Raw genomic sequence first — 19,141 nt, 5'->3', positions numbered from 1 at the left:
GCATGACTGGGGCAGAATGCCGGCATGCAGACCATCGACGCCGCGATGTTGTGGACCCCCGCGGGCTGGCGCGGCGACGCCGGCTTCGACATCGACGCCAATGGCCGCATCGGCGCGGGCGAGCGGGCCGAACCGACCGCCAGCGGCAGCTGGATCGTCCCCGGCATCCCCAACCTGCATTCGCACGCATTCCAGCGCGCCATGGCGGGGCTGGCGGAACGGCGCACGCTCGACGGCGCCGCCGGCGCCGCGCCGCGCGACGCGCACGATTCGTTCTGGACCTGGCGCGAAACCATGTACCGGATGGCCGCGCGCTTCGATCCCGATTCGCTGCATGCCGTCGCCGAGCAGCTGTACGTCGAGATGCTGGAAGCCGGCTACACCACGGTCTGCGAATTCCATTACCTGCACCATGCGGCCGACGGCAGCCGCTACGCCGACCCGGCGGCGATGTCGCGCGCCTTGATCCGCGCCGCGCGCGACACTGGCATCCGCCTGACCCTTCTGCCGGTGCTGTACATGAGCGGCGGTTTCGACGGCCGCCCGCTGGGCGAGCGGCAGCGCCGCTTCGGCCACGGCGTCGACGAATTCCTTGCCTTGATCGACAACCTGTGCGCCGACGAAGGCGACGCCCTGCGCATCGGCTGCGCATTGCACAGCCTGCGCGCGGTGCCGCCCGAGGCATTGCGCGAAGTCGTGGCCGCGGTGCCACGCGACATGCCGCTGCACATCCACATCGCCGAACAGGTCGGCGAGGTGCAGGACTGCCTCGCGTTGCGCGGCGCGCGCCCGGTGGAATGGCTGCTGGCCAACGCCGAGGTCGATGCGCGCTGGACGCTGGTGCATGCCACCCACCTGGACGCCGTCGAAGTGCAGGGGCTTGCGCACAGCGGCGCCACGGTCGCGCTCTGCCCGACCACCGAGGCCAACCTCGGCGACGGCCTGTTCCCGCTGCGCGACTACCTCGAAGCCGGCGGCGCGTTCGGCATCGGCTCGGACTCGCAGATCTCGGTGTCCCCGGTGGAGGAACTGCGCTGGCTCGAATACGGCCAGCGCCTGGCCACCCGCCACCGCAACGTCGCCGTCGACGGCGATTCGCACAGCGTCGGCGAGACCCTGCTGCGCGGCACCCTGGCCAGCGCCGGCGCCGCGACCTGGCAGGCCATCGGCAAGCTCGAGGCCGGCCATTGCGCCGACTGGATCGTGCTCGACACCGATGCGCCGCAGTTCGCCGGCGTGGGCGGCGGCGACGCGGTCGATCGCTGGATCTTCAGCGGCAACCGCAACCTGGTGCGCGAGGTGCATGTCGGCGGCAAGCGCGTGGTCGCCGAAGGCCGGCACGTGGACCGCGACGCCACCGCCGCGCGCTACCGCGATGCGATGCAGCGGCTGCTGGGCTGAGCGACCGCGTTCCGCGGCGCAGCCTGGCATCCGGCAGGCGTCTCCAAGCCACGCTGGACCTGCGGAAACGGATTGGGCCGCGACCTTTCGCGCGGTGATCGCGATGGCAGGGGCACGTTCGCGACCGACGGCGCTGCCGCCGGGAGCATCAGGGCCGGTCTTCGAGCACCGCGTCGAACGTGTGCGGATTGCCGTCGTTGGGTTGCGCCGGAATTCCGAGCAGGCGCATCAGCAGCGGATACACGTCCACGTTGTCGAACGCGCGCATGCCCACGCCGTCGGCGAAACCCGGCCCGTCGGCGATGAACACCGCGCGCATGTCGGGCGCCTCCGGCGCGAACCCGTGCGCGCCGCCCGTGGTGTTGCGCTGATGGCTGGCGCGGGCCGTCAGGTCCCAGCCGACGTCGGCCTGGCACACGACCGGCGGCACGCGCGGATGGGTGCCGTAATGCCAACGGGCGGGAACATCCCGCTTGCGCCAGCACTGCGCATGCGGATGGCGCCCCACCAGTGCCTGCTCGACCGCGGTTTCCGTGCCGGCGCGCGGCGCGATCCCGACACTGGTGCCGCGGCTGACCACGTCGATCGCATCGATGCCCAGGCCGCCAGCGCGCAGGTAATCGTCGAGGTAGTCGCGCTGTCCCGGCGGCATCGTCGCCATGCCGTGGTCGGACACCAGCAACAGGTCCACCTGGTCGCGGAGTCCGCGCGCCTCCAGTCCGGCAAGCAGCCGCGCAAGCGCTGCATCCACCCGTGACATCGCCTCGCGTGCCTGCGGCGAACCCGGGCCGTACGCATGCCCTTCGTGGTCCACCTGGTCGAAATACAGGGTCAGCAGCCGCGGACGTTGCGGCAGCGGGCGTTCGAGCCACTCCAGCACCGTATCCACGCGCTCGGCCGGGGTGGTCGTGGCATCGAAGCGCCGCCAGTCGCGCGGATGCATGCCGCCGATCGGCGCTTCCGAGCCTGGCCAGAACATCGTCGCCGCGCGGCCTCCGTGCTTCTGCAGCGTCACCCAGGCCGGTTCACCGCCCCACCAGCCCGGATCCTCGACCGCGGCGCGGTCCTTGAGCGAGAACCTGCCCAGCACCGCGTCGCGCATGGTGTTGTTGACGATGCCGTGGTGGTCCGGCCGCAGGCCGGTCACCAGCGTGTAGTGGTTGGGGAAGGTCAGCGACGGGTACGAGGGGTTCATCCAGTCCGCGTGCACGCCGGCGGCGGCGATGCCATCGAGCGTCGGCATCGCGCCGCTGCCGACGGCGTCGGCGCGCAGGCCGTCGATCGACACCAGCAGGACCGGGTGGACGGCCGCAGTGGGCGGCGGCAGGGACTGGCAACTGCAGAGCAGGGCCGCCAGCAGCCACGACAGGAAGCGGAGGGATGGATGCATCGGTCGATCATAGGGCGCGACCATGACGACTGCTGGCGAACTGCGGCGGCTCCCCGGTCCCCAGCTTCCAGCACGGTCGCAGGGTTGCGAACCGGTGGCATGCTGGCGTCCCTCCGGGAGTGCGCCATGGCCTTGCCGCGTTCGTTGCTGTTGTTGTCGCTGCTGTGCGCCGCGCAGGTTGCCGGCGCCGTCGAACCGGTGCCGCCGCAGGCCGGCACGGACGACGCGCGATGCACCGTCTGGGCGCGCGAAAGCGGCTTCGCCCAGTCGGTCGCCGACCACGATCCCGCCGCCTTCGCCGGCTACCTGCATCCGGATGCGGTGTTCATCGGCGGCGACGGCACGCCTGCCCATGGCGCCGCCGCGATCGCCGCGGACTGGGCCGGCATCATCGCCGGCAAGGGCCTGGTGCTGCGCTGGTATCCCGACGCGGTCGATGTCGGCGCCGACGGCAAGCTGGCGTTGTCGCGCGGCCCGTACTGGATGGAGATCCCGGCCGCTGCCGGCGACAAGCCCGGGTCCGCGACCCGCTACCGCATCGGCCGCTTCGTCTCGACCTGGCTGCGCGGCGAGGATGGCCGGTGGCAGGTGGTGTTCGACGGCGGTGGCGGCAACGTCGCGGTCGCGGCGAGCGAGGCGGAAGTCGCCGCGCTCAAGGCGGCGGCCAAAGCCTGCACGCCGCTGCAGGGCGGGCCTTCGGCCAGATGAGGCAGTAACGGAAAAGCCCGGCATTCGCCGGGCTTTTCGTCAGTCCGCCCGCTGCGCCGGGGCTAGTCGTCCTTCGCCGGTGCGGCATCCTGCGCTTCGTCCGCGTCCTTCGCCTCTTCCATGCCGGCCATGTCGTGCATGTCGTGGGCGCCGTCCATGTCGTGTGCGTGGTCCATGTCGTCCATTGCGTGCGCATCCTGCGCGGCCATCGGCTTGCGGAACTTGTAGGCGAACTGGTCGGTGTGCCCGCGGATCGCGTCGTCGAACACCTTCAGCTTGTGGGTGTCGGCCGGATTGCGCAGCACCTCGCTTTCGCCGACGTATTCGAAGCCGGCCGCCTCCACCTGCTGCTTCACCAGCGCCGGATCGATGCGGTGCAGGGTGTCGGTGTCGCGCAGGCCGGAACCCGCCTCGGCGACGTGGTCGACGACGATGTAGGTGCCGCCGGGCTTGAGCGCGGCGAACACCGCCTTGTTGAGGATCGCCGGATCGGTCGGGCCCATGAACTTGTCGGGGTAGTCGTGGTAGTTCTGCACGGTGAACACCACGTCCACCGGCGCCGGGGCCGCCAGCGCGTCGGCGGGCTGCACCAGCACCTCGACGTTGGGGTAGCTGTCGGGCAGCGTGATCGTCTCGTCGGAGTACTTCTTCATCGGCTCGGGCACGGCGCCGTACACGCGGCCCTGCGGCCCCACGATCTTGGCGAACACGCGCGACCAGTAACCGCTGCCCGGCACCAGTTCGAGCACCTTGTCGCCGGGCTTCACCCCGGCGAAGGCCATGATCTCGCCGATGTGGCGGCGCTCGTCGGCCTTGGCGTCCTCGCCGCGCGCCGGGTCGGCGACGGCCTTGGCGACGTAGTCGGGGATGGCAGGGGTCTGCGCCGCGGCCGGCGCGAGCGCCAGTCCGAAGGCGAGGGCAAGAGTCCATTTCATGGCACCACCTCGCAGATGGAACGGGGGCGCCAATCTAGCGCGTCGCGGTGGCTTCGGACACTGCCCGGGCAGTCGGCCAGGGTGGTCTGATAGGGAGGACTGCCGGCCAGTGCGCCGTGTCGGGCATCGTGGGCGCCGCGAGGTCATCGCAAACGGAACATTCGGTCGAGGGCATGTGGGGTACCCGGAAGAGGGGCAGGCCAGGCGCAGGCAAGCTCACGCCAGCGGCGGCGTGCGCTCGCTGAACTGGCCGTTCCAGTACGGGTAGTAGGGATAGGGCGGGGTGGTCCGGCTCGCGTCGTCGAGCCGCTGCATCTGGTCTGCGTCGAGCGACCAGCCCACCGCGCCGAGGTTGTCGCGCAACTGGGTCTCGTTGCGCGCGCCGATCAGTACGGTTGCGACCGTCGGCCGCTGCAGCAGCCAGTTCAACGCGACCTGCGGAACGGACTTGCCGGTGTCGGCGGCGATCGCCTCCAGCGCGTCGACCACGCGATACAGGCGCTCCTCGTCCACCGGCGGCGCGAAGCCCGCGGTGTCGTGCAGGCGGCTGCCGGCCGGCAACGGCTGGTCGCGCCGGATCCTGCCAGTCAGCCGGCCCCAGCCGAGCGGACTCCACACCACGGCGCCGATGCCCTGGTCCGCGGCCAGCGGCATCAGCTCCCACTCGTAGTCGCGCCCGACCAGCGAGTAGTAGGCCTGGTGCGCGACGAAGCGCTCGCGCCCGTGGCGGTCGGCGACCGCCTGCGATTTCATCAGCTGCCAGCCGGAGAAGTTGGAGGCGCCGAGGTAGCGCACCTTGCCGGCGCGCACCAGTTCGTCGAGCGTCGACATCACCTGCTCGACCGGCGTGCGCGCATCGAAGTGGTGCAGCTGCAGCAGGTCGATGTAGTCCGTGCCCAACCTGGCGAGCGCGCGCTCCACGCCGCGCAGCAGGTGGTGCCGCGACGCGCCGACATCGTTGGCGCCATCGCCCGCGCGCAGCGTCAGCTTGGTGGAGAGGATGACCTGGTCGCGGCGGCCGCGGACGGCAGCGCCGAGGATGGTTTCCGACGCCCCGTCGGAGTAGACGTCGGCCGTGTCGAACAGGTTCACCCCGGCCTCGAGGCACAGGTCGACCATGCGCGTCGCCTCGGCGACGTCGCTGTTGCCCCAGGCCGAGAACAGCGGCCCCTTGCCGCCGAAGGTGCCGGCGCCGAAGCCGAGCGCCGGGACCTTGAAGCCGGATGCGCCGAGAAAGCGGGTTTCCATCTGCAGTCCTTGGATCAGGGAAGGCCCGCAGTCTCGTGCGTTGCATCCTCTGCGGAAACCGTGCAACTGTGGAAGGACTCTCAGCGGAACATTGAAAATGGACCGGATCGGCGACATCGCGCTGTTCCTGCGCGTGCTGGACCTGGGTTCGATCAGCGCCGCCGCGCGCGACCTGGACCTCTCGGTGGCCGTGGCCAGCCAGCGGCTCAAGCGGCTCGAACGCGAGCTCGGCGTCCGCCTCCTGCAGCGCACCACCCGCCAGTTGCACCCCACGCCCGAGGGCTTGCTGCTGGCCGAACAGGGGCGCGGTTTGGTGGAGGACCTGGAGGCGCTGGCCGACGGCCTGCGCCGCAGCGGCAGCGGCGTCGCCGGCACGCTGCGCGTCACCATGCCGTCCACGTTCGGCCGCCTCTACGTGTCGCCGTTGCTGCCGGAATTCCTCGACCTGCATCCGGCGGTGCGCGTCAGCGTGGACCTGAGCGACGTCCGGGTGGACCTGGTGCGCTCCGGCATCGACGTGGCCATCCGCATCGGGACGCTCGACGACTCCCGCCTGGTCGCGCGTCAGCTCGCCAGCAACCGCCACGTGCTCTGCGCCTCGCCCGCCTACCTGGCGCGACGCGGCACGCCGCGGTCGCCCGCCGACCTGGCCGCCCACGATTGCCTGCTGCTCGTCGGCGACCAGGGCCGGCAGGACACCTGGCGCTTCCATGGCGGCGGCGAGGAGACCGCCGTGCGCGTCACCGGGCGCATCGAGAGCAACCAGGGCGAACTGTTGCGCGATGCGGCGGTGGCGGGCCTCGGCATCGCCCGGCATTCGTATTGGCACGTCTGCGACGACCTTCGCGCAGGTCGCCTGCAGCGCGTGCTTCCGGGGCACCCGCTGCCGGAGAGCGGTATCCATGCGGTAATGCCGCAGCGCAGGCTGGTGCCGCCCCGGGTGCGGGCGTTCGTGGATTTCCTCACCGGCAAGCTGGGCGGGACGCCGCCCTGGGAGCGGGGCTGAGCGCGCGCGTCAGGACGCCGGCGGTGCGTTCTCCGCGGCCGCTTCCGCAAGCAGCCACGCGCGCACCACGGCGATGTCGGGATCGGCATCGCGCGCCTGCGCCCACGCCAGCTGGAACCCGTGTCCAGGCAACTCGGGCCCGAAGGGCTGGCACAGCTGGCCGGCGTCGAGCGCATCGGCCACCAGTGCCAGGTTGACCATGGCCACGCCCTGGCCGGCGATCGCCGCCTGGATGGCGTGCACTTCGTCGGCGAACTGCAACTGGCGCGGCAGCGGTGCGCAGCCGGCACGCGCGAACCACAGCGGCCAATCCGGCGTCGCCGCCTCGCGGCGGAACCAGTCGAAGCCGATCAGCGGTACCCGTGCCAGGTCCCGCGGGCCGTGCACGCCCAGCCCGGGCGCGCACACGGGGGCGAAGCGCGAAGGCAGCAGCGGTGCGCACAGCAGCCCGGCATGGTGGCCCGCTCCGTAGCGGATGGCCAGTTGCGCGACGTCGCCCTGCAGGTCCACCGGTGCGTCGCTGGTGTGCAAATGCAGCGCGATGTGCGGATGCGCCGCGGCGAAGCGCGCCAGCCGCGGCAGCAGCCAGCGGGAAGCGAAGGCCATCGTCGTGCTCAGCACGATCGCGCGCTGGCGCGATCCGGGACGCACGCGCTGCACGGCTCGCGCCATGGCGTCGAAGCCGTCGCGCAGCGCGGGGAACAGCTCGTGTCCCGCCGGGGTGAGATCCACCCGGCGGGTGCCGCGCACGAACAACCGCACGCCCAGGGCGTCCTCCAGTTGCCGGACCTGGTGGCTGATCGCGGTCGGCGTCAGCGACAGCTCGCCCGCTGCGTGCTTGAAGCTCAGGTGGCGCGCGGCCGCTTCGAAGGCGCGCAGGGCGGTGAGGGGCGGCAGTCGTCGCGTGTCCATGGATGAATCCAATGCATCCGTCGGATGCGGAATGATCGCTTTACACCCGCACTTCAGGCCGGGAACCTGTCGCTCCCGTCCGCCCACAGGTGAGCCATGATCAGGTTACTGCAGATCGATTCCAGCGCCCGCCCGGGCCGCTCAGGCGAGCAGCCGCACGGCGCGCACACGCGCCGCCTCTCGGCCCGCTTCGTGCGCCGCTGGCAGTCGTTGCGACCCCGGGATGCCGTCACCTGCCGGGATGTCGCCGCCACTCCGCCGACTCCCGTCACCGGCGCGTGGGTGCATGCCGCGTTCACTCCACCCGGGCAGCGCGAACCATGGATGCGCGACACGCTCGCGGAAAGCGACGCCCTCGTCGACGAACTGATCGCAGCCGACCTCATCGTCATCGGCGTGCCCATGTACAACTTCGGCATGCCGTCCACGCTGAAGGCATGGATCGACAACGTCGTCCGCGTCGGGCGCACGTTCGGGTTCGACCGCAGCCGCGCCGGCGAGCCGTACTGGCCGCTGCTCGCGGGGCAGGGCAAGCGCCTGGTGCTGCTGAGCGCGCGCGGCGACCACGGCTACGAGCCGGGGCAGCGGCTGGCCGCCGACAACCACGTCGAGGCGGGCGTGGCCACGCCACTGCGCTACATCGGCATCGACGCGGTCGAGCGCGTCGCAATCGAGTACGACGAATTCGCCGACGAACGCCTGCAGGCCTCCATTGCCGCCGCCGAGGCCGAGGTCGACGCACTGGTGCACCGCCTGGCCAACCTGGCCGCGGCGCGACGTGCCGCCTGAGCCTTCCCTTCTTCCCGCACGCGGGCAGAAGGTGGGTCGACCGGCCGGACGAGGGGCCGCCCCGGCATAATCAGGGCCTCACCACGCACCACGGCCCGCGAAATGCCCACCCGCAAAGATTCCACCCGCACGATCCGCGCCCCCCGCGGCCCCGAGCTCAGCTGCAAGTCCTGGCTCACCGAGGCTCCGTTCCGAATGCTCCAGAACAACTTGGACCCGGACGTTGCCGAGAACCCCGCGGAGCTGGTGGTCTACGGCGGCATTGGTCGCGCCGCGCGCAACTGGGAGTGCTACGACGCGATCATCGAATCGCTGAAGACCCTGGGCGACGACGAAACCCTGCTGGTGCAGTCCGGCAAGCCGGTCGGCATCTTCCCCACCCACGCCGACGCCCCGCGCGTGCTGATCGCCAACTCCAACCTGGTGCCGCACTGGGCCACCTGGGAGCACTTCAACGAGCTCGATGCCAAGGGCCTGATGATGTACGGGCAGATGACCGCCGGCAGCTGGATCTACATCGGCAGCCAGGGCATCGTGCAGGGCACCTACGAAACCTTCGTCGAGATGGGCCGCCAGCATCACGGCGGCAACCTCGCCGGCAAGTGGATCCTCACCGCCGGGCTCGGCGGCATGGGCGGCGCGCAGCCGCTGGCCGCCTCGCTGGCCGGCGCCTGCAGCCTCAACATCGAATGCCAGCAGTCGCGCATCGACATGCGCCTGCGCACCCGCTACGTCGACGAGCAGGCCTCCGACCTCGACGACGCGCTCGCCCGGATCGACAAGTACACGAAAGCCGGCGCGGCGAAGTCGATCGCGCTGCTCGGCAACGCCGCCGAAATCCTGCCCGAACTCGTCAGGCGCGGCGTGCGCCCCGACGCCGTCACCGACCAGACCAGCGCGCACGATCCCGTGCACGGCTACCTGCCGATCGGCTGGACGGTGGAACAATGGCTGGCCGTGCAGCAGGCCAACCCGCAGCGCGTGCGCGACGCGGCGAAGAAGTCGATGCGCGTACACGTCGAGGCCATGCTCGCGTTCCAGCAGCAGGGCATCCCGACCTTCGACTACGGCAACAACATCCGCCAGATGGCCTTCGACGAGGGCTGCACGAACGCGTTCGACTTCCCCGGCTTCGTCCCCGCCTACGTACGCCCGCTGTTCTGCAAGGGCATCGGCCCGTTCCGCTGGGTGGCGCTGTCCGGCGACCCCGAGGACATCTACAAGACCGACGCCAAGGTCAAGGAACTGATCCCCGACGACAAGCACCTGCACCACTGGCTGGACATGGCGCGCGAGCGCATCAGCTTCCAGGGCCTGCCCGCGCGCATCTGCTGGGTCGGCCTGGGTCTGCGCGACAAGCTTGGCCTGGCCTTCAACGAGATGGTGCGCAACGGCGAACTCAAGGCTCCGATCGTGATCGGCCGCGACCACCTCGACAGCGGCAGCGTTGCCAGCCCCAACCGCGAAACCGAAGCGATGCAGGACGGCAGCGACGCCATCAGCGACTGGCCGCTGCTCAATGCGATGCTCAACGTGGCCGGTGGCGCGACCTGGGTGTCGTTACACCATGGTGGGGGCGTGGGGATGGGGTATTCGCAGCACAGCGGCATCGTGATCGTGTGTGACGGCAGCGAGGCAGCCGACAAGCGCATTGCGCGCGTGCTGTGGAACGACCCAGGGACCGGCGTGATGCGGCATGCGGATGCGGGCTATGAGATCGCCAAGGCATGCGCGCGGGAGATGGGGTTGAAGTTGCCGATGGTGTGAGGCACCAACCAATGTTCTGAAATGAGAAGCCGCAGCGGGAAAAGGTGTCAGGGCTATTTGCTGACAGCGGGTTCATGCACGTATTTCGCTCGGTAGGTCCCAACATGTCGGGGAAGCTCATGCGCCGGTCAATGCTGTTTTGCTGCCTGCTGGGCGTCGGCGTGGCTTTTGCGCAGAAGTCTGCCGTGCCCGGGCCGGCGATCGGCTATCCGGACGTCGGTGCCGCGTTGCGTGACCTGCGGGCCAACCCGCAGGCGGAGGAACTCCAGCACGGAAGTGGATGGACCTGGTACTTCGTGCCGGATGCCGATGCAGGCATGGCGATCTGGACTTTCGCGCCATTCAGCGACCCCGCCTATCCGGCGGCGATCAAGCGCGTGCTGATGATGCGCGATGGCGCGCTCGTGATGGAAACGCGGACGATGTGCCAGGCCAGCCTGGCGGCCTGTGATGCCTTCTTTGCGGCCACGGAGGCAGATGGCAAGCGCCTGGGCGAATTCCTCGCGACCAACGTTATTGCCAACGCAGGAGAGTTGGAACGCGAAAGGGCGAAGCGACGCAGATTCCAGGAACAAGTCAAGGAAGCTGCCCGGACGACGTACGGACGTCCGTGATGAGGTCAGCACCGGAAAGGCTGTCGGGACCATTTACCCTGCAATGAACAAAAGCCGACTGGAAGCATTCAGCGACGGCGTCATCGCCATCATCATCACGATCATGGTGCTGGAGCTTAAGGTGCCGCACGAGGCCACGTTCGCGGCGCTGGCGCCGCTGTGGCCGGTGCTGCTCAGCTACGTGCTGAGCTTCGTGTACGTGGGCATCTACTGGAGCAACCACCACCACATGCTGGCGGCGGCGCGGCACGTGTCCGGCGGGGCGCTGTGGGCGAACCTGCACCTGCTGTTCTGGCTGTCGCTGTTCCCGTTCGCCACCGCCTGGATGGGCGAGAATCACTTCGCCGCGGCGCCCACGGCCGCATACGGCGTGGTGTTGCTGATGGCGGCGATCGCGTACTGGCTGTTGCAGCAGAAGCTCATCGCGCTCGACGGCCCCGACTCGACGCTCAGGCGCGCGATCGGCGGCGACTGGAAGGGCAAGCTGTCGCCGCTGGCCTACATCGCCGGCATCGCCGCGAGCTTCTGGCAGCCCTGGATCGCCGAGGCGCTGTATGTCGCCGTCGCCCTCGTCTGGCTGGTACCGGACCGGCGCATCGAAGGCACGCTGCACCGGGATGTCTAGGAAAAACGGGGTACGGAATCCAGGGGAATGATTCGCGATGAGATTCGTTGGCCGCATCTCCGGGTGGAACGACGACAAGGGCTACGGTTTCGTGGTGCCCAACGGCGGTGGCGATCGCGCCTTCGTGCACGTCAAGGCGTTCCAGTTCGGTTCGCGCCGGCCAGTCGACGGCGACCTGATCTCCTACACCGCGGGGCGCGACGCGCGCGGGCGCATCAATGCCACCGAGGTGCGGTTCGCCGGGCAGCGGATCGAGCACCGCAAGCCGCCGCTGCCGATCCCGCGCATGCTGCTGGGTTGCGCCGCGCTGCTGGCCATCGGGCTCGGCGCCGCGTTCGGGTGGCTGCCGTTGCTGCTGGCGGTGGCCTACGGGCTGGCCAGCCTGTTGTCGTACCTGATGTATTCGCTGGACAAGTCGGCGGCCCGCGCCGACGCCCAGCGCATCCCGGAGAACTCGCTGCACCTGGCCGACCTGCTGGGTGGCTGGCCGGGCGCGCTCATCGCGCAGCAGCGGTTCCGGCACAAGACCGTCAAGGCGTCGTTCCAGTTCGTGTTCTGGTGCAGCGTACTGGGCAACCTCGCCATCGCGGCCTGGCTGCTCGACAGCGGCGTCGCGCGTTCGCTCACGGATGCGCTGCTTTAGGCGTTCCATGGCCCACAATGCAAGAGTCTCGTAATCCACCTGGAGGGTCCATGGACGTCGAAGCGCTCATCCGCGCCGCCCTCCGCGAAGCCGGCTACGGCCCCGATGCCATCGGTTCGGCATTGCCCCGGATCATGCGCATCCTGCAGGCGGAGGACATGCGCATCGAGGTGGGCCGCAGCCTGTCCCGCAAGGAGCGCGAGTACGTGCGCCTGCAACTTGAACTCGGGCTCGGCGTGCCGGAAATCGTGGCCGCATTGCAGCGCTGACGTGCCGGCGCGGACACCGGCACGCCCGCCGCGGTCAGCCCTGCGAGCCCACTTCCACGATCGGCGCGAAGCCGCCGAAGATCATCCGCTTGCCGTCGAACGGCATCGGGTTGATCGCCGGGTCCATCCGCGGGTCTTCCATCAGCTTCTTCATGCCGGCGTCGCGGGAGGCCTTGTCGGGCCATTCGATCCACGAGAACACCACGGTCTCGTCCGCCGTGGCCTGCACGGCGCGCTGGAAGTCGGTCTGCTTGCCGGCGGGGACATCGTCGCCCCAGCACTCCAGCACGCGGGTGGCGCCGTACTCGATGAAGATCGGGTCGCCTTCGTTGGCGTGGTCGATGAACTTCTGCTTGTTGGCGGTGGGGACGGCGAGGACGAAACCATCGATGTAGGACATGGGCGCTCTCCTTGGTTGCCGGGGGTCTTGGTGCGACGAACGCGGGCGCGGGAAATCGACACGGGGGAAAAGGGGTCAGGGTCCATTTCTCTCCCTGGGTGCACAGCTCCGACCTGCTTTCAGCCACCCAGCCGGTTGATCTCCGCGTTTTCCACCACCGCGGGCGGATTTTCCTGGCGCAGCAGCGCCAGCATCGCGCGGCCGATGCGCGCGGTGGTGGTCATGGCTTGCGGCAGCAGCCGCACGCCCAGGCCCATGAACGGGCCGGTGACGGCGTACATCAACGCCAGCCCGGTGTGCGGGGAGCGCACGCCTTCGACGGGCTGGACCGCGCCGGGGCGCAGCATCACCGTGCGGAAGGGCAAGTCGGCCAGGGCGCGCTCGGCCTCGCCCTTCACGCGCAGCGGCATCAGGTGGCTGCCGGGATTGGAGGCTGCGCCCGAGATGTAGACGAAGGTCAGGGCCGGGTTGAGGCGCGCCAGGGTGCGCGCCACGTTGAGCGTCAGGTCCACGGTGACGTGGCGGTAGTCGGCCTCGGTCATGCCCAGCGGCAGCGTGCCGGCGCAGTACAGGCAGGCATCGAACGGATGCAGGCGGTCCTCGACCGCGTGCAGGTCGGCGAAGTCCCGTACCACGACGTCCTCGAGTTTCGGGTCGGCCTGGCCGCTCGGGTGCCTGCCCAGGGCCGCGACATGCGTGACGTCGGCGGCGCGCAGGCATTCGCGCAGCACGCCCTGGCCAACCAGTCCGGTGGCGCCGGTGAGGAGGATGCGCACGGCGATCTCCGGTAGCGCGACCTTGCAAGGCTACAACACGGGTGGCGGGCGCGAGTTGACGCATCTTCACAATCCGTCGACGTAAGCCAACGTCAACTGAAAAGGGGTCATGGCTCCGGCAGGAAAGCCGCTATATTTCCGGGGCCCCACACGAAGGAGGAGTGCAATGTTTCCGAACAAGCAACATCTGACGTCGGCGCGTACGCTCGCAGTGGCGATCGTCGTCGCCATGGGTCTCGCCAGTTGCGCCACCTATGACGACGATTTCGCACGCGTCAACTCGCGCCTCGACCAGCTCGACACCCAGGTGCAGAGCGCCGCCCAGAGCGCCGAATCGGCCAACCAGGCCGCCCAGCAGGCCAACCAGCGGCTGGATTCGCTGGAAGGTCGCGTCCAGCGGCTCGAAACGGCACCGGGCCGCGTGCCGCGCGGTTGATTGCGCTTGTATCTGTGGCGAGCGGTTTGAACCCGGGACCCGGTGGCCGTTGCTGGCCGCCGGTTTCCCTTCCTTGCTCGATCTGGTTCCAGGGAGCCTTCCCATCCGCACCTGCATCCATCCAATGATCCGGGCCGCTTCCTGTTGCACGCTGGTATTGACGCTGGCGTTTGCAGGCCCTGGCGTGGCCAACGCCGGGGAAGCCAGCGCGCAACCGGTGGCCGCCATGGACGCGCTTCCGCCAGGCCAGGAAGTGTCGAAGACGGTGATCGAGCTCGCGGGCTGGGTCGTCGCAGCCAGGGACAGCGAAGGCTACCCGTTCGCGATCATCGACAAGGCCGCTGCACAGATCCTCGTGTTCGGGGGGGACGGCCGGCTGCTGGGCGCCGCACCCGGGCTCTTCGGCTCGGCGGTCGGCGATCACTCGGCGCCCGGCGTTGCCGGCCTCGCGCTTCGCGAGATCCCGGGTCGGGATCGCACCACCCCTGCCGGTCGTTTCGTCGGCGGCTTCGGCCCGTCAAGGGATGCCGGGCGCGTGCTGTGGGTGGACTACGATTCCGCGGTATCGATCCACCCGACCGCGACCGGCGTCCCGTCCGAGCGACGGGTCGAACGCCTTGCATCGCCCACGCCCGACGACAACCGCATCACCCATGGCTGCATCAACGTCGCGCCCGTGTTTTACGAGCAGATCATGCGCCCGACGTTCGAGCGGGGCGGGGTGTTCTACATCCTGCCGGATGTGATGCCTCTGGCGGAGACCTTCCCGCAGTTCGTGCAGAATCGCGCGGCCGCGGAACGTGCTGACGAAAGGCAGGGGGCGGGGCGCAACCTGTAGCAGCGCATCGAAGGAACGGGGCCAGGTTGAGTCGCGGCCCGTGGGGAGAATGTGCCGCCCGGCATGATTCCCGCGCCCGTCCCTGGATGTCACGCGCCGGCGCCTTCGTCCGTCCTGGTGGCATGAACGAGCAATTTCCCGCTTCCACCGCCGGCGAAGCGCCCTTTGAGGCCCTGCGCCCGCGGCTCATGGGCCTGGCCTACCGCCTGCTCGGCAGCCGTGCCGATGCGGAGGACCTGGTGCAGGAGGCGTGGCTGCGCTGGCACCAGGCCAACCGCTCGGCGATCCGCGACCTGGAAGCCTGGCTGGTGGCGGCGACCACGCGGCTGGGCATCGACAGGCTGCGATCGGCGCGCACGGAGCGCAGCGCCTACCCGGGTCCCTGGCTGCCGGAGCCGCTGAGCATCGACGAGGCGCCCGGGCCGGAGCAGCTGGCCGACGTGTCCAGCCAGGTCTCGATCGCCTTTCTCGCCCTGCTGGAGAAGCTGGGGCCGGAGGAGCGCGCCGCCTTCCTGCTCAAGGAGGTGTTCGACTACGACTACGCGCGGATCGCGGAACTGCTGGGGCAGGGCGAGGCGAACTGCCGGCAGATGGTGCATCGCGCGCGCACGCGCCTGCAGGCCGGACGCCCGCGCTTCACGGTGACGCCGGACCGCCATCGCGCACTGCTCGAGCGTTTCATGCATGCGGTGCAGCAAGGCGACCGCGAAGGGATTGCCGGGCTGCTCGCCGCCAATGCGCGCCTGGTATCCGACGGCGGCGGCAAGGCCCTCGCCGCGCTGCGCCCCCTGCATGGCGCCGAGCGCATCGGACGCCTGTACTGGGCACTGGCGCGTCGGCTGCGGATGCTGCCGTTGCAGGTGGAGCTGCGCATCGGCTCGGTCAATGGCGAGCCGGCCATGCTGCGCTTCCACGACGGCCGGCTGCATTCGATCAGCACGATCACCATCGAGTCGGGCGCGGAAGGCGACCGCATCACCCAGGTGCTGTCGGTGGTCAACCCGGACAAGCTGCGCGCGCACAACTGAGCGCGCATCCGCGGCAGGTGTCACGAAGCAGTGCCCGGCATCGTCCTTGTCCATGAGCGCGGCCACGGTGGCCGCCATGGAGAAGACGATGAATGCCATTGCCAAGCTCGACTACACCGCCCATGCCCCCGAGGCCTTCCAGTACCTGCTGCAGCTGAGCCAGCACCTGCACAAGGGCGCGCTGGGGCCGCAGCTGATCGAACTGATGTCCCTGCGCATCTCGCAGGTCAACGGCTGCATGTTCTGCCTGGACATGCACGCCAAGCTGTTGCGGCAGATGGGCGTGGAGCAGCAGAAGCTCGACACGCTGGCGGCGTGGCGCGAGTGCCCGCTGTTCGACGCGCGCGAACGCGCGACGCTGGCCTGGGCCGAAGCGCTGAACGAGATCGGCGCCCAGCGGCTGCCGGAGGATGCGCTTGCGGCCGCGCGCGAACACTTCAACGAGCGCGAACTGGCGGAGCTCACCTTCGCGGTCGCCGCGATCCGCGCCTGGAACATGCTCAACGTCGGCCTCGGCAAGGCCTTACCCGACGCCTGAGGCCTGCTCCCTGGGTCAGCCCGGCGCTACCATTCCCGCTCCTTCCCAGCACCCTTCCAGGCGCACCATGAAGCTCTACTACCACCCCGCCTCCACCGTCAGCCGCATGGTCATGCTGTTCGCCGCGCAGGAGGGCATCGCGCTGGACTTGGTGCTGGTCGACCTGATGGCGGGCGCGCACCACGCGCCCGAGTACAAGGCGGTGAACCCCAACGCCCTGGTGCCGGTGCTGGACGACGACGGCTTCGTGCTGACCGAGAGCGGGGCGATCCTGCGCTACCTGGCAGGCAAGACCGGCTCGGACGCCTATCCGGCGGACCTGCAGGCGCGGGCGCGGGTGGACGAGGCGTTGTCCTGGTTCTACGGCAACTACTACAAGGATTTTGGCTACGGGCTGGTCTATCCGCAGTTGTTCCCGCACCACAGGCGCCGCACCGACGAGGCGCATGCCGCCACCATCGATTGGGGCTGCGCGCGCTCGAAGCGCTGGCTCGACCTGCTCGAATCGCATTTCCTCGGCCGCGGCAACGCTTTCCTCTGCGGCGACCGCATCACGCTGGCCGACTACGTGGGCGTGGAGATGGTGGTCATGGGCGAGCTGGTGGGCTGCACGTTCGCGGACTACCCGAACATCCGCGCCTGGGTCGGGCGCATGAAGGCGCTGCCGCATTGGGCCGGGGTCCACGCCGCGCACGAAGGCTTCGTGGCGTCGCTGGCCGGGAAGGAATTCGTCGCCATCTGAACGCCGCGCTGCCGCGACGCATCGCACCGCTGGCGCGTCCACGCGCGCAGCGGGGAAGCGGTCGCGAAAGGCTCGAACACGCGGCCCGGGATTGGCCCTACAGTGCACGGGTCGTCCCGGCGAGGCCACGCGCGATGCTCTGGGAAACCCTGTCCGCCACCCGCGACTTGGGTCGCTTGCACGAACTGGCGTCGGTGCTGGCGCGCTACGGCTTCGGCGAACTGATCCGGCGCCTGGGCCTGGCCCGGTTGCTGGAACGCGCCGGCAGGGTGGTGTCGCTCGAGCGCATCAACGACCTGGTGGCGCTGCCGCCACCGGAGCGCGTGCGCCGCGCCATGGAAGAGATGGGCCCGTGTTTCGTCAAGCTCGGCCAGGTGCTGGCCACGCGCGTGGACCTGTTCGCGCCGGAATGGATCGCCGAGTTCGAGAAGCTGCAGAATCGCGTGCCTGCGGTGCCGTTCGCGCAGGTCCGCGAGCAACTGAAAGCCGACCTCGGCGCGCCGCCGGAGCAGGTGTTCGCGGCGTTCGATCCCGAGCCCATTGCGGCCGCCTCGATCGCACAGGTGTACCGCGCGCAATTGCACGACGGCAGCACCGTGGCGGTGAAGGTGCGCCGGCCGGGCATCAAGCCGCTGGTCGACGCGGACATGCGCCTGCTGCAGCGGCTCGCGGCCAGCATCGAATCCGAGTCGCTGGAGCTCGCGCGCTACCAGCCGCGGGCATTGGTGCGGCAGTTGCAGTCGTCGCTGGGGCTGGAGATGGACCTAGCCGCCGAATGCCGGCATGCCGAGCGCATCGCCGCCGCGTTCGCCGACGAGCCGGCACTGGTGGTCCCCGCGGTCCACTGGCAGTGGACCGGCGAGCGCATCAACGTGCAGCAGTTCGTCGACGGGATCCCGCTGTCGGACCTGGCGGCGATCCAGGCCGCCGGCGGCAACTGCCCCGGCATCGCGCGGCTCGGTGCGCAGGTCGAGCTCAGGATGCTGTTCATCGACGGCTTCTTTCACGCCGACCCGCATCCGGGCAACGTGTTCTGGCTGCCCGGCGACCGCCTCGCGCTGATCGATTACGGCATGGTGGGACGGCTGTCGGACGTGCGTCGCGGGCAGATGGTGGAACTGCTGGATGCGCTGGTGCGCCGCGATCCCGGCCCCGTCGCCGAGGTGCTGCTGGACTGGGCGGTCGATGACCGCGTCGACGCCGATGCGCTCACCCAGCAGGTGGAGGCGTTCATCGACCGCTACCACGGCGTGCCGCTGAAGGAGCTGCACCTGGGCACGATGATTGGCGAGATCACCGGCCTGCTGCGCGAGCACCGCGTGGCGCTGCCGCCTGACCTGGCGATGATGGTGAAGGTGCTGGTCACGCTGGAAGGCATCGGCCGCAGGTTCGATCCGGACTTCGACATGGCCAGCGAGGCGGCGCCCTTCCTGCAGCGGGCAATGCTGGCCCGCTATTCGCCGCGTGCGCTCGCGCGGCGCGGCCGCCGCGCCGTCGGCGACACGCTCGGCCTGCTGTCTTCGCTGCCGACGGAACTGCGGCACCTCCTGCGCGAGGCGCGGCGCGGTCGCATGAACGTCAACCTTGACGTCGAGCGCCTGGAGAAGTTCGGGCAGCGGGTCGAGCATTCGGCCAACCGGCTGGCGATGTCCGCGCTGGTCGCAGCGTTGATCGTCGGCTCCTCGATCGTGATGACGGTGCCCGGCGGACCGACGTTCCTCGGGCTGCCGTTCTTCGGCCTGCTCGGGTTCGTCGGCGCGATGCTGGGCAGTTTCTGGCTGCTGTACTCGATCTGGCGCAGCGGCGGCGGGCGCTGACGCTACGTGGCTGCAGGCCGGGGCCTCGCGCGCCGCGCTGTGTTACAATGGATGCTGTAAATATTTGTTTTTACAGGACAAAATACCAAGGAGGCAACCAAAATCAAGGCAACCGTCATGGCCCTGTTGTTTCGCAGCCGGCGGCCAGGAAAGCTGCACCGCAAGTCCCCGGGCAAGGCCCGGCCTGAAATCCACGCTCCGGTGTCCCCTCCCGGAACCAGCCTGGTCCAACGCGCACGCGTGGTACCCATGCCGCCGG

Annotated in this window: 21 protein-coding genes; 15 read left to right on the top strand and 6 right to left on the bottom strand. The window is 69.6% G+C overall.

Translation table 11 applies throughout. The features are described from left to right. Positions 1 to 24 precede the first annotated feature (24 nt). Complete coding sequence (locus tag MQC88_RS04780; protein WP_243319508.1) at positions 25 to 1,401, top strand: formimidoylglutamate deiminase; 1,377 nt, start codon at positions 25 to 27, stop codon at positions 1,399 to 1,401. A gap of 148 nt (positions 1,402 to 1,549) precedes the next feature. On the opposite strand, the gene MQC88_RS04775 is transcribed toward MQC88_RS04780, so the two are convergent. Then, positions 1,550 to 2,791: an alkaline phosphatase family protein gene (locus MQC88_RS04775; protein ID WP_243319506.1), complete on the bottom strand. Its 1,242-nt coding sequence runs from the start codon at positions 2,789 to 2,791 to the stop codon at positions 1,550 to 1,552. Positions 2,792 to 2,917: 126 nt separating this feature from the next. On the opposite strand from MQC88_RS04775, the gene MQC88_RS04770 reads away from it, so the two are divergent. Further along, positions 2,918 to 3,499, top strand: a complete 582-nt coding sequence (locus tag MQC88_RS04770) for a YybH family protein (protein WP_243319503.1) — start codon at positions 2,918 to 2,920, stop codon at positions 3,497 to 3,499. A gap of 62 nt (positions 3,500 to 3,561) precedes the next feature. Here MQC88_RS04770 and MQC88_RS04765 read toward each other — a convergent pair whose 3' ends face one another. Together MQC88_RS04765 and MQC88_RS04760 are read right to left on the bottom strand one after the other, a co-directional pair. Further along, complete coding sequence (locus MQC88_RS04765) at positions 3,562 to 4,434, bottom strand: class I SAM-dependent methyltransferase (protein ID WP_243319501.1); 873 nt, start codon at positions 4,432 to 4,434, stop codon at positions 3,562 to 3,564. Between the two features lie 216 nt (positions 4,435 to 4,650). Further along, entirely contained in the window at positions 4,651 to 5,682 is a 1,032-nt protein-coding gene (locus tag MQC88_RS04760; RefSeq protein ID WP_243319499.1) for an aldo/keto reductase, read from the bottom strand. 97 nt (positions 5,683 to 5,779) lie between these two features. On the opposite strand from MQC88_RS04760, the gene MQC88_RS04755 reads away from it, so the two are divergent. Then, positions 5,780 to 6,688 carry a LysR family transcriptional regulator gene (locus MQC88_RS04755; RefSeq protein ID WP_243319497.1) on the top strand — a complete coding sequence of 303 codons (909 nt, stop codon included), beginning with the start codon at positions 5,780 to 5,782 and terminating at the stop codon, positions 6,686 to 6,688. A 9-nt stretch (positions 6,689 to 6,697) separates the two neighbouring features. Here MQC88_RS04755 and MQC88_RS04750 read toward each other — a convergent pair whose 3' ends face one another. After that, positions 6,698 to 7,600: a LysR substrate-binding domain-containing protein gene (locus MQC88_RS04750; protein WP_243319496.1), complete on the bottom strand. Its 903-nt coding sequence runs from the start codon at positions 7,598 to 7,600 to the stop codon at positions 6,698 to 6,700. A gap of 96 nt (positions 7,601 to 7,696) precedes the next feature. Here MQC88_RS04750 and MQC88_RS04745 point away from each other — a divergent pair, with 96 nt between their 5' ends. The 6 genes from MQC88_RS04745 (at position 7,697) to MQC88_RS04720 (ending at position 12,307) form a co-directional block, all read left to right on the top strand. Beyond that, positions 7,697 to 8,389: an FMN-dependent NADH-azoreductase gene (locus MQC88_RS04745; RefSeq protein ID WP_243319494.1), complete on the top strand. Its 693-nt coding sequence runs from the start codon at positions 7,697 to 7,699 to the stop codon at positions 8,387 to 8,389. Between the two features lie 102 nt (positions 8,390 to 8,491). Continuing rightward, entirely contained in the window at positions 8,492 to 10,156 is a 1,665-nt protein-coding gene (gene hutU / locus MQC88_RS04740; RefSeq protein ID WP_243319492.1) for a urocanate hydratase, read from the top strand. A 104-nt stretch (positions 10,157 to 10,260) separates the two neighbouring features. After that, positions 10,261 to 10,770: a hypothetical protein gene (locus tag MQC88_RS04735; protein WP_243319490.1), complete on the top strand. Its 510-nt coding sequence runs from the start codon at positions 10,261 to 10,263 to the stop codon at positions 10,768 to 10,770. A gap of 43 nt (positions 10,771 to 10,813) precedes the next feature. Continuing rightward, positions 10,814 to 11,395, top strand: coding sequence for a TMEM175 family protein (locus MQC88_RS04730; protein WP_243319487.1), 582 nt, complete (start codon positions 10,814 to 10,816; stop codon positions 11,393 to 11,395). Between the two features lie 37 nt (positions 11,396 to 11,432). Continuing rightward, on the top strand, positions 11,433 to 12,038 hold the full coding sequence (locus MQC88_RS04725; protein ID WP_243319486.1) for a DUF1294 domain-containing protein: 606 nt from the start codon (positions 11,433 to 11,435) through the stop codon (positions 12,036 to 12,038). Between the two features lie 50 nt (positions 12,039 to 12,088). Beyond that, positions 12,089 to 12,307: a polyprenyl synthetase gene (locus MQC88_RS04720; protein ID WP_243319484.1), complete on the top strand. Its 219-nt coding sequence runs from the start codon at positions 12,089 to 12,091 to the stop codon at positions 12,305 to 12,307. A gap of 34 nt (positions 12,308 to 12,341) precedes the next feature. Here the strand turns inward: MQC88_RS04720 and MQC88_RS04715 are convergent, their stop codons facing one another. Next, positions 12,342 to 12,707, bottom strand: coding sequence for a DUF1428 domain-containing protein (locus MQC88_RS04715; RefSeq protein WP_243319482.1), 366 nt, complete (start codon positions 12,705 to 12,707; stop codon positions 12,342 to 12,344). A gap of 119 nt (positions 12,708 to 12,826) precedes the next feature. After that, a complete protein-coding gene (locus MQC88_RS04710) occupies positions 12,827 to 13,483 on the bottom strand; it encodes an NAD-dependent epimerase/dehydratase family protein (RefSeq protein WP_243319480.1) in 657 nt (218 codons plus the stop codon). 166 nt (positions 13,484 to 13,649) lie between these two features. On the opposite strand from MQC88_RS04710, the gene MQC88_RS04705 reads away from it, so the two are divergent. The 6 genes from MQC88_RS04705 (at position 13,650) to MQC88_RS04680 (ending at position 18,882) form a co-directional block, all read left to right on the top strand. After that, positions 13,650 to 13,919 carry a hypothetical protein gene (locus MQC88_RS04705; protein ID WP_243319478.1) on the top strand — a complete coding sequence of 90 codons (270 nt, stop codon included), beginning with the start codon at positions 13,650 to 13,652 and terminating at the stop codon, positions 13,917 to 13,919. 124 nt (positions 13,920 to 14,043) lie between these two features. Continuing rightward, complete coding sequence (locus tag MQC88_RS04700; RefSeq protein ID WP_243319477.1) at positions 14,044 to 14,757, top strand: hypothetical protein; 714 nt, start codon at positions 14,044 to 14,046, stop codon at positions 14,755 to 14,757. Positions 14,758 to 14,879: 122 nt separating this feature from the next. After that, positions 14,880 to 15,785 carry an RNA polymerase sigma-70 factor gene (locus tag MQC88_RS04695; protein ID WP_243319475.1) on the top strand — a complete coding sequence of 302 codons (906 nt, stop codon included), beginning with the start codon at positions 14,880 to 14,882 and terminating at the stop codon, positions 15,783 to 15,785. Positions 15,786 to 15,873: 88 nt separating this feature from the next. Beyond that, positions 15,874 to 16,323: a carboxymuconolactone decarboxylase family protein gene (locus MQC88_RS04690; RefSeq protein ID WP_243319472.1), complete on the top strand. Its 450-nt coding sequence runs from the start codon at positions 15,874 to 15,876 to the stop codon at positions 16,321 to 16,323. 67 nt (positions 16,324 to 16,390) lie between these two features. Next, on the top strand, positions 16,391 to 17,065 hold the full coding sequence (locus MQC88_RS04685; protein ID WP_243319469.1) for a glutathione S-transferase family protein: 675 nt from the start codon (positions 16,391 to 16,393) through the stop codon (positions 17,063 to 17,065). 134 nt (positions 17,066 to 17,199) lie between these two features. After that, a complete protein-coding gene (locus tag MQC88_RS04680; protein WP_243319467.1) occupies positions 17,200 to 18,882 on the top strand; it encodes an ABC1 kinase family protein in 1,683 nt (560 codons plus the stop codon). Positions 18,883 to 19,141 lie beyond the last annotated feature (259 nt).

It is taken from the genome of Cognatiluteimonas sedimenti, assembly GCF_022808325.1.
GTDB lineage: Bacteria > Pseudomonadota > Gammaproteobacteria > Xanthomonadales > Xanthomonadaceae > Cognatiluteimonas > Cognatiluteimonas sedimenti.
The sequence above is the reverse complement of the archived record's forward strand: the minus strand, read 5'-3'. Positions and strand labels throughout refer to the sequence as shown.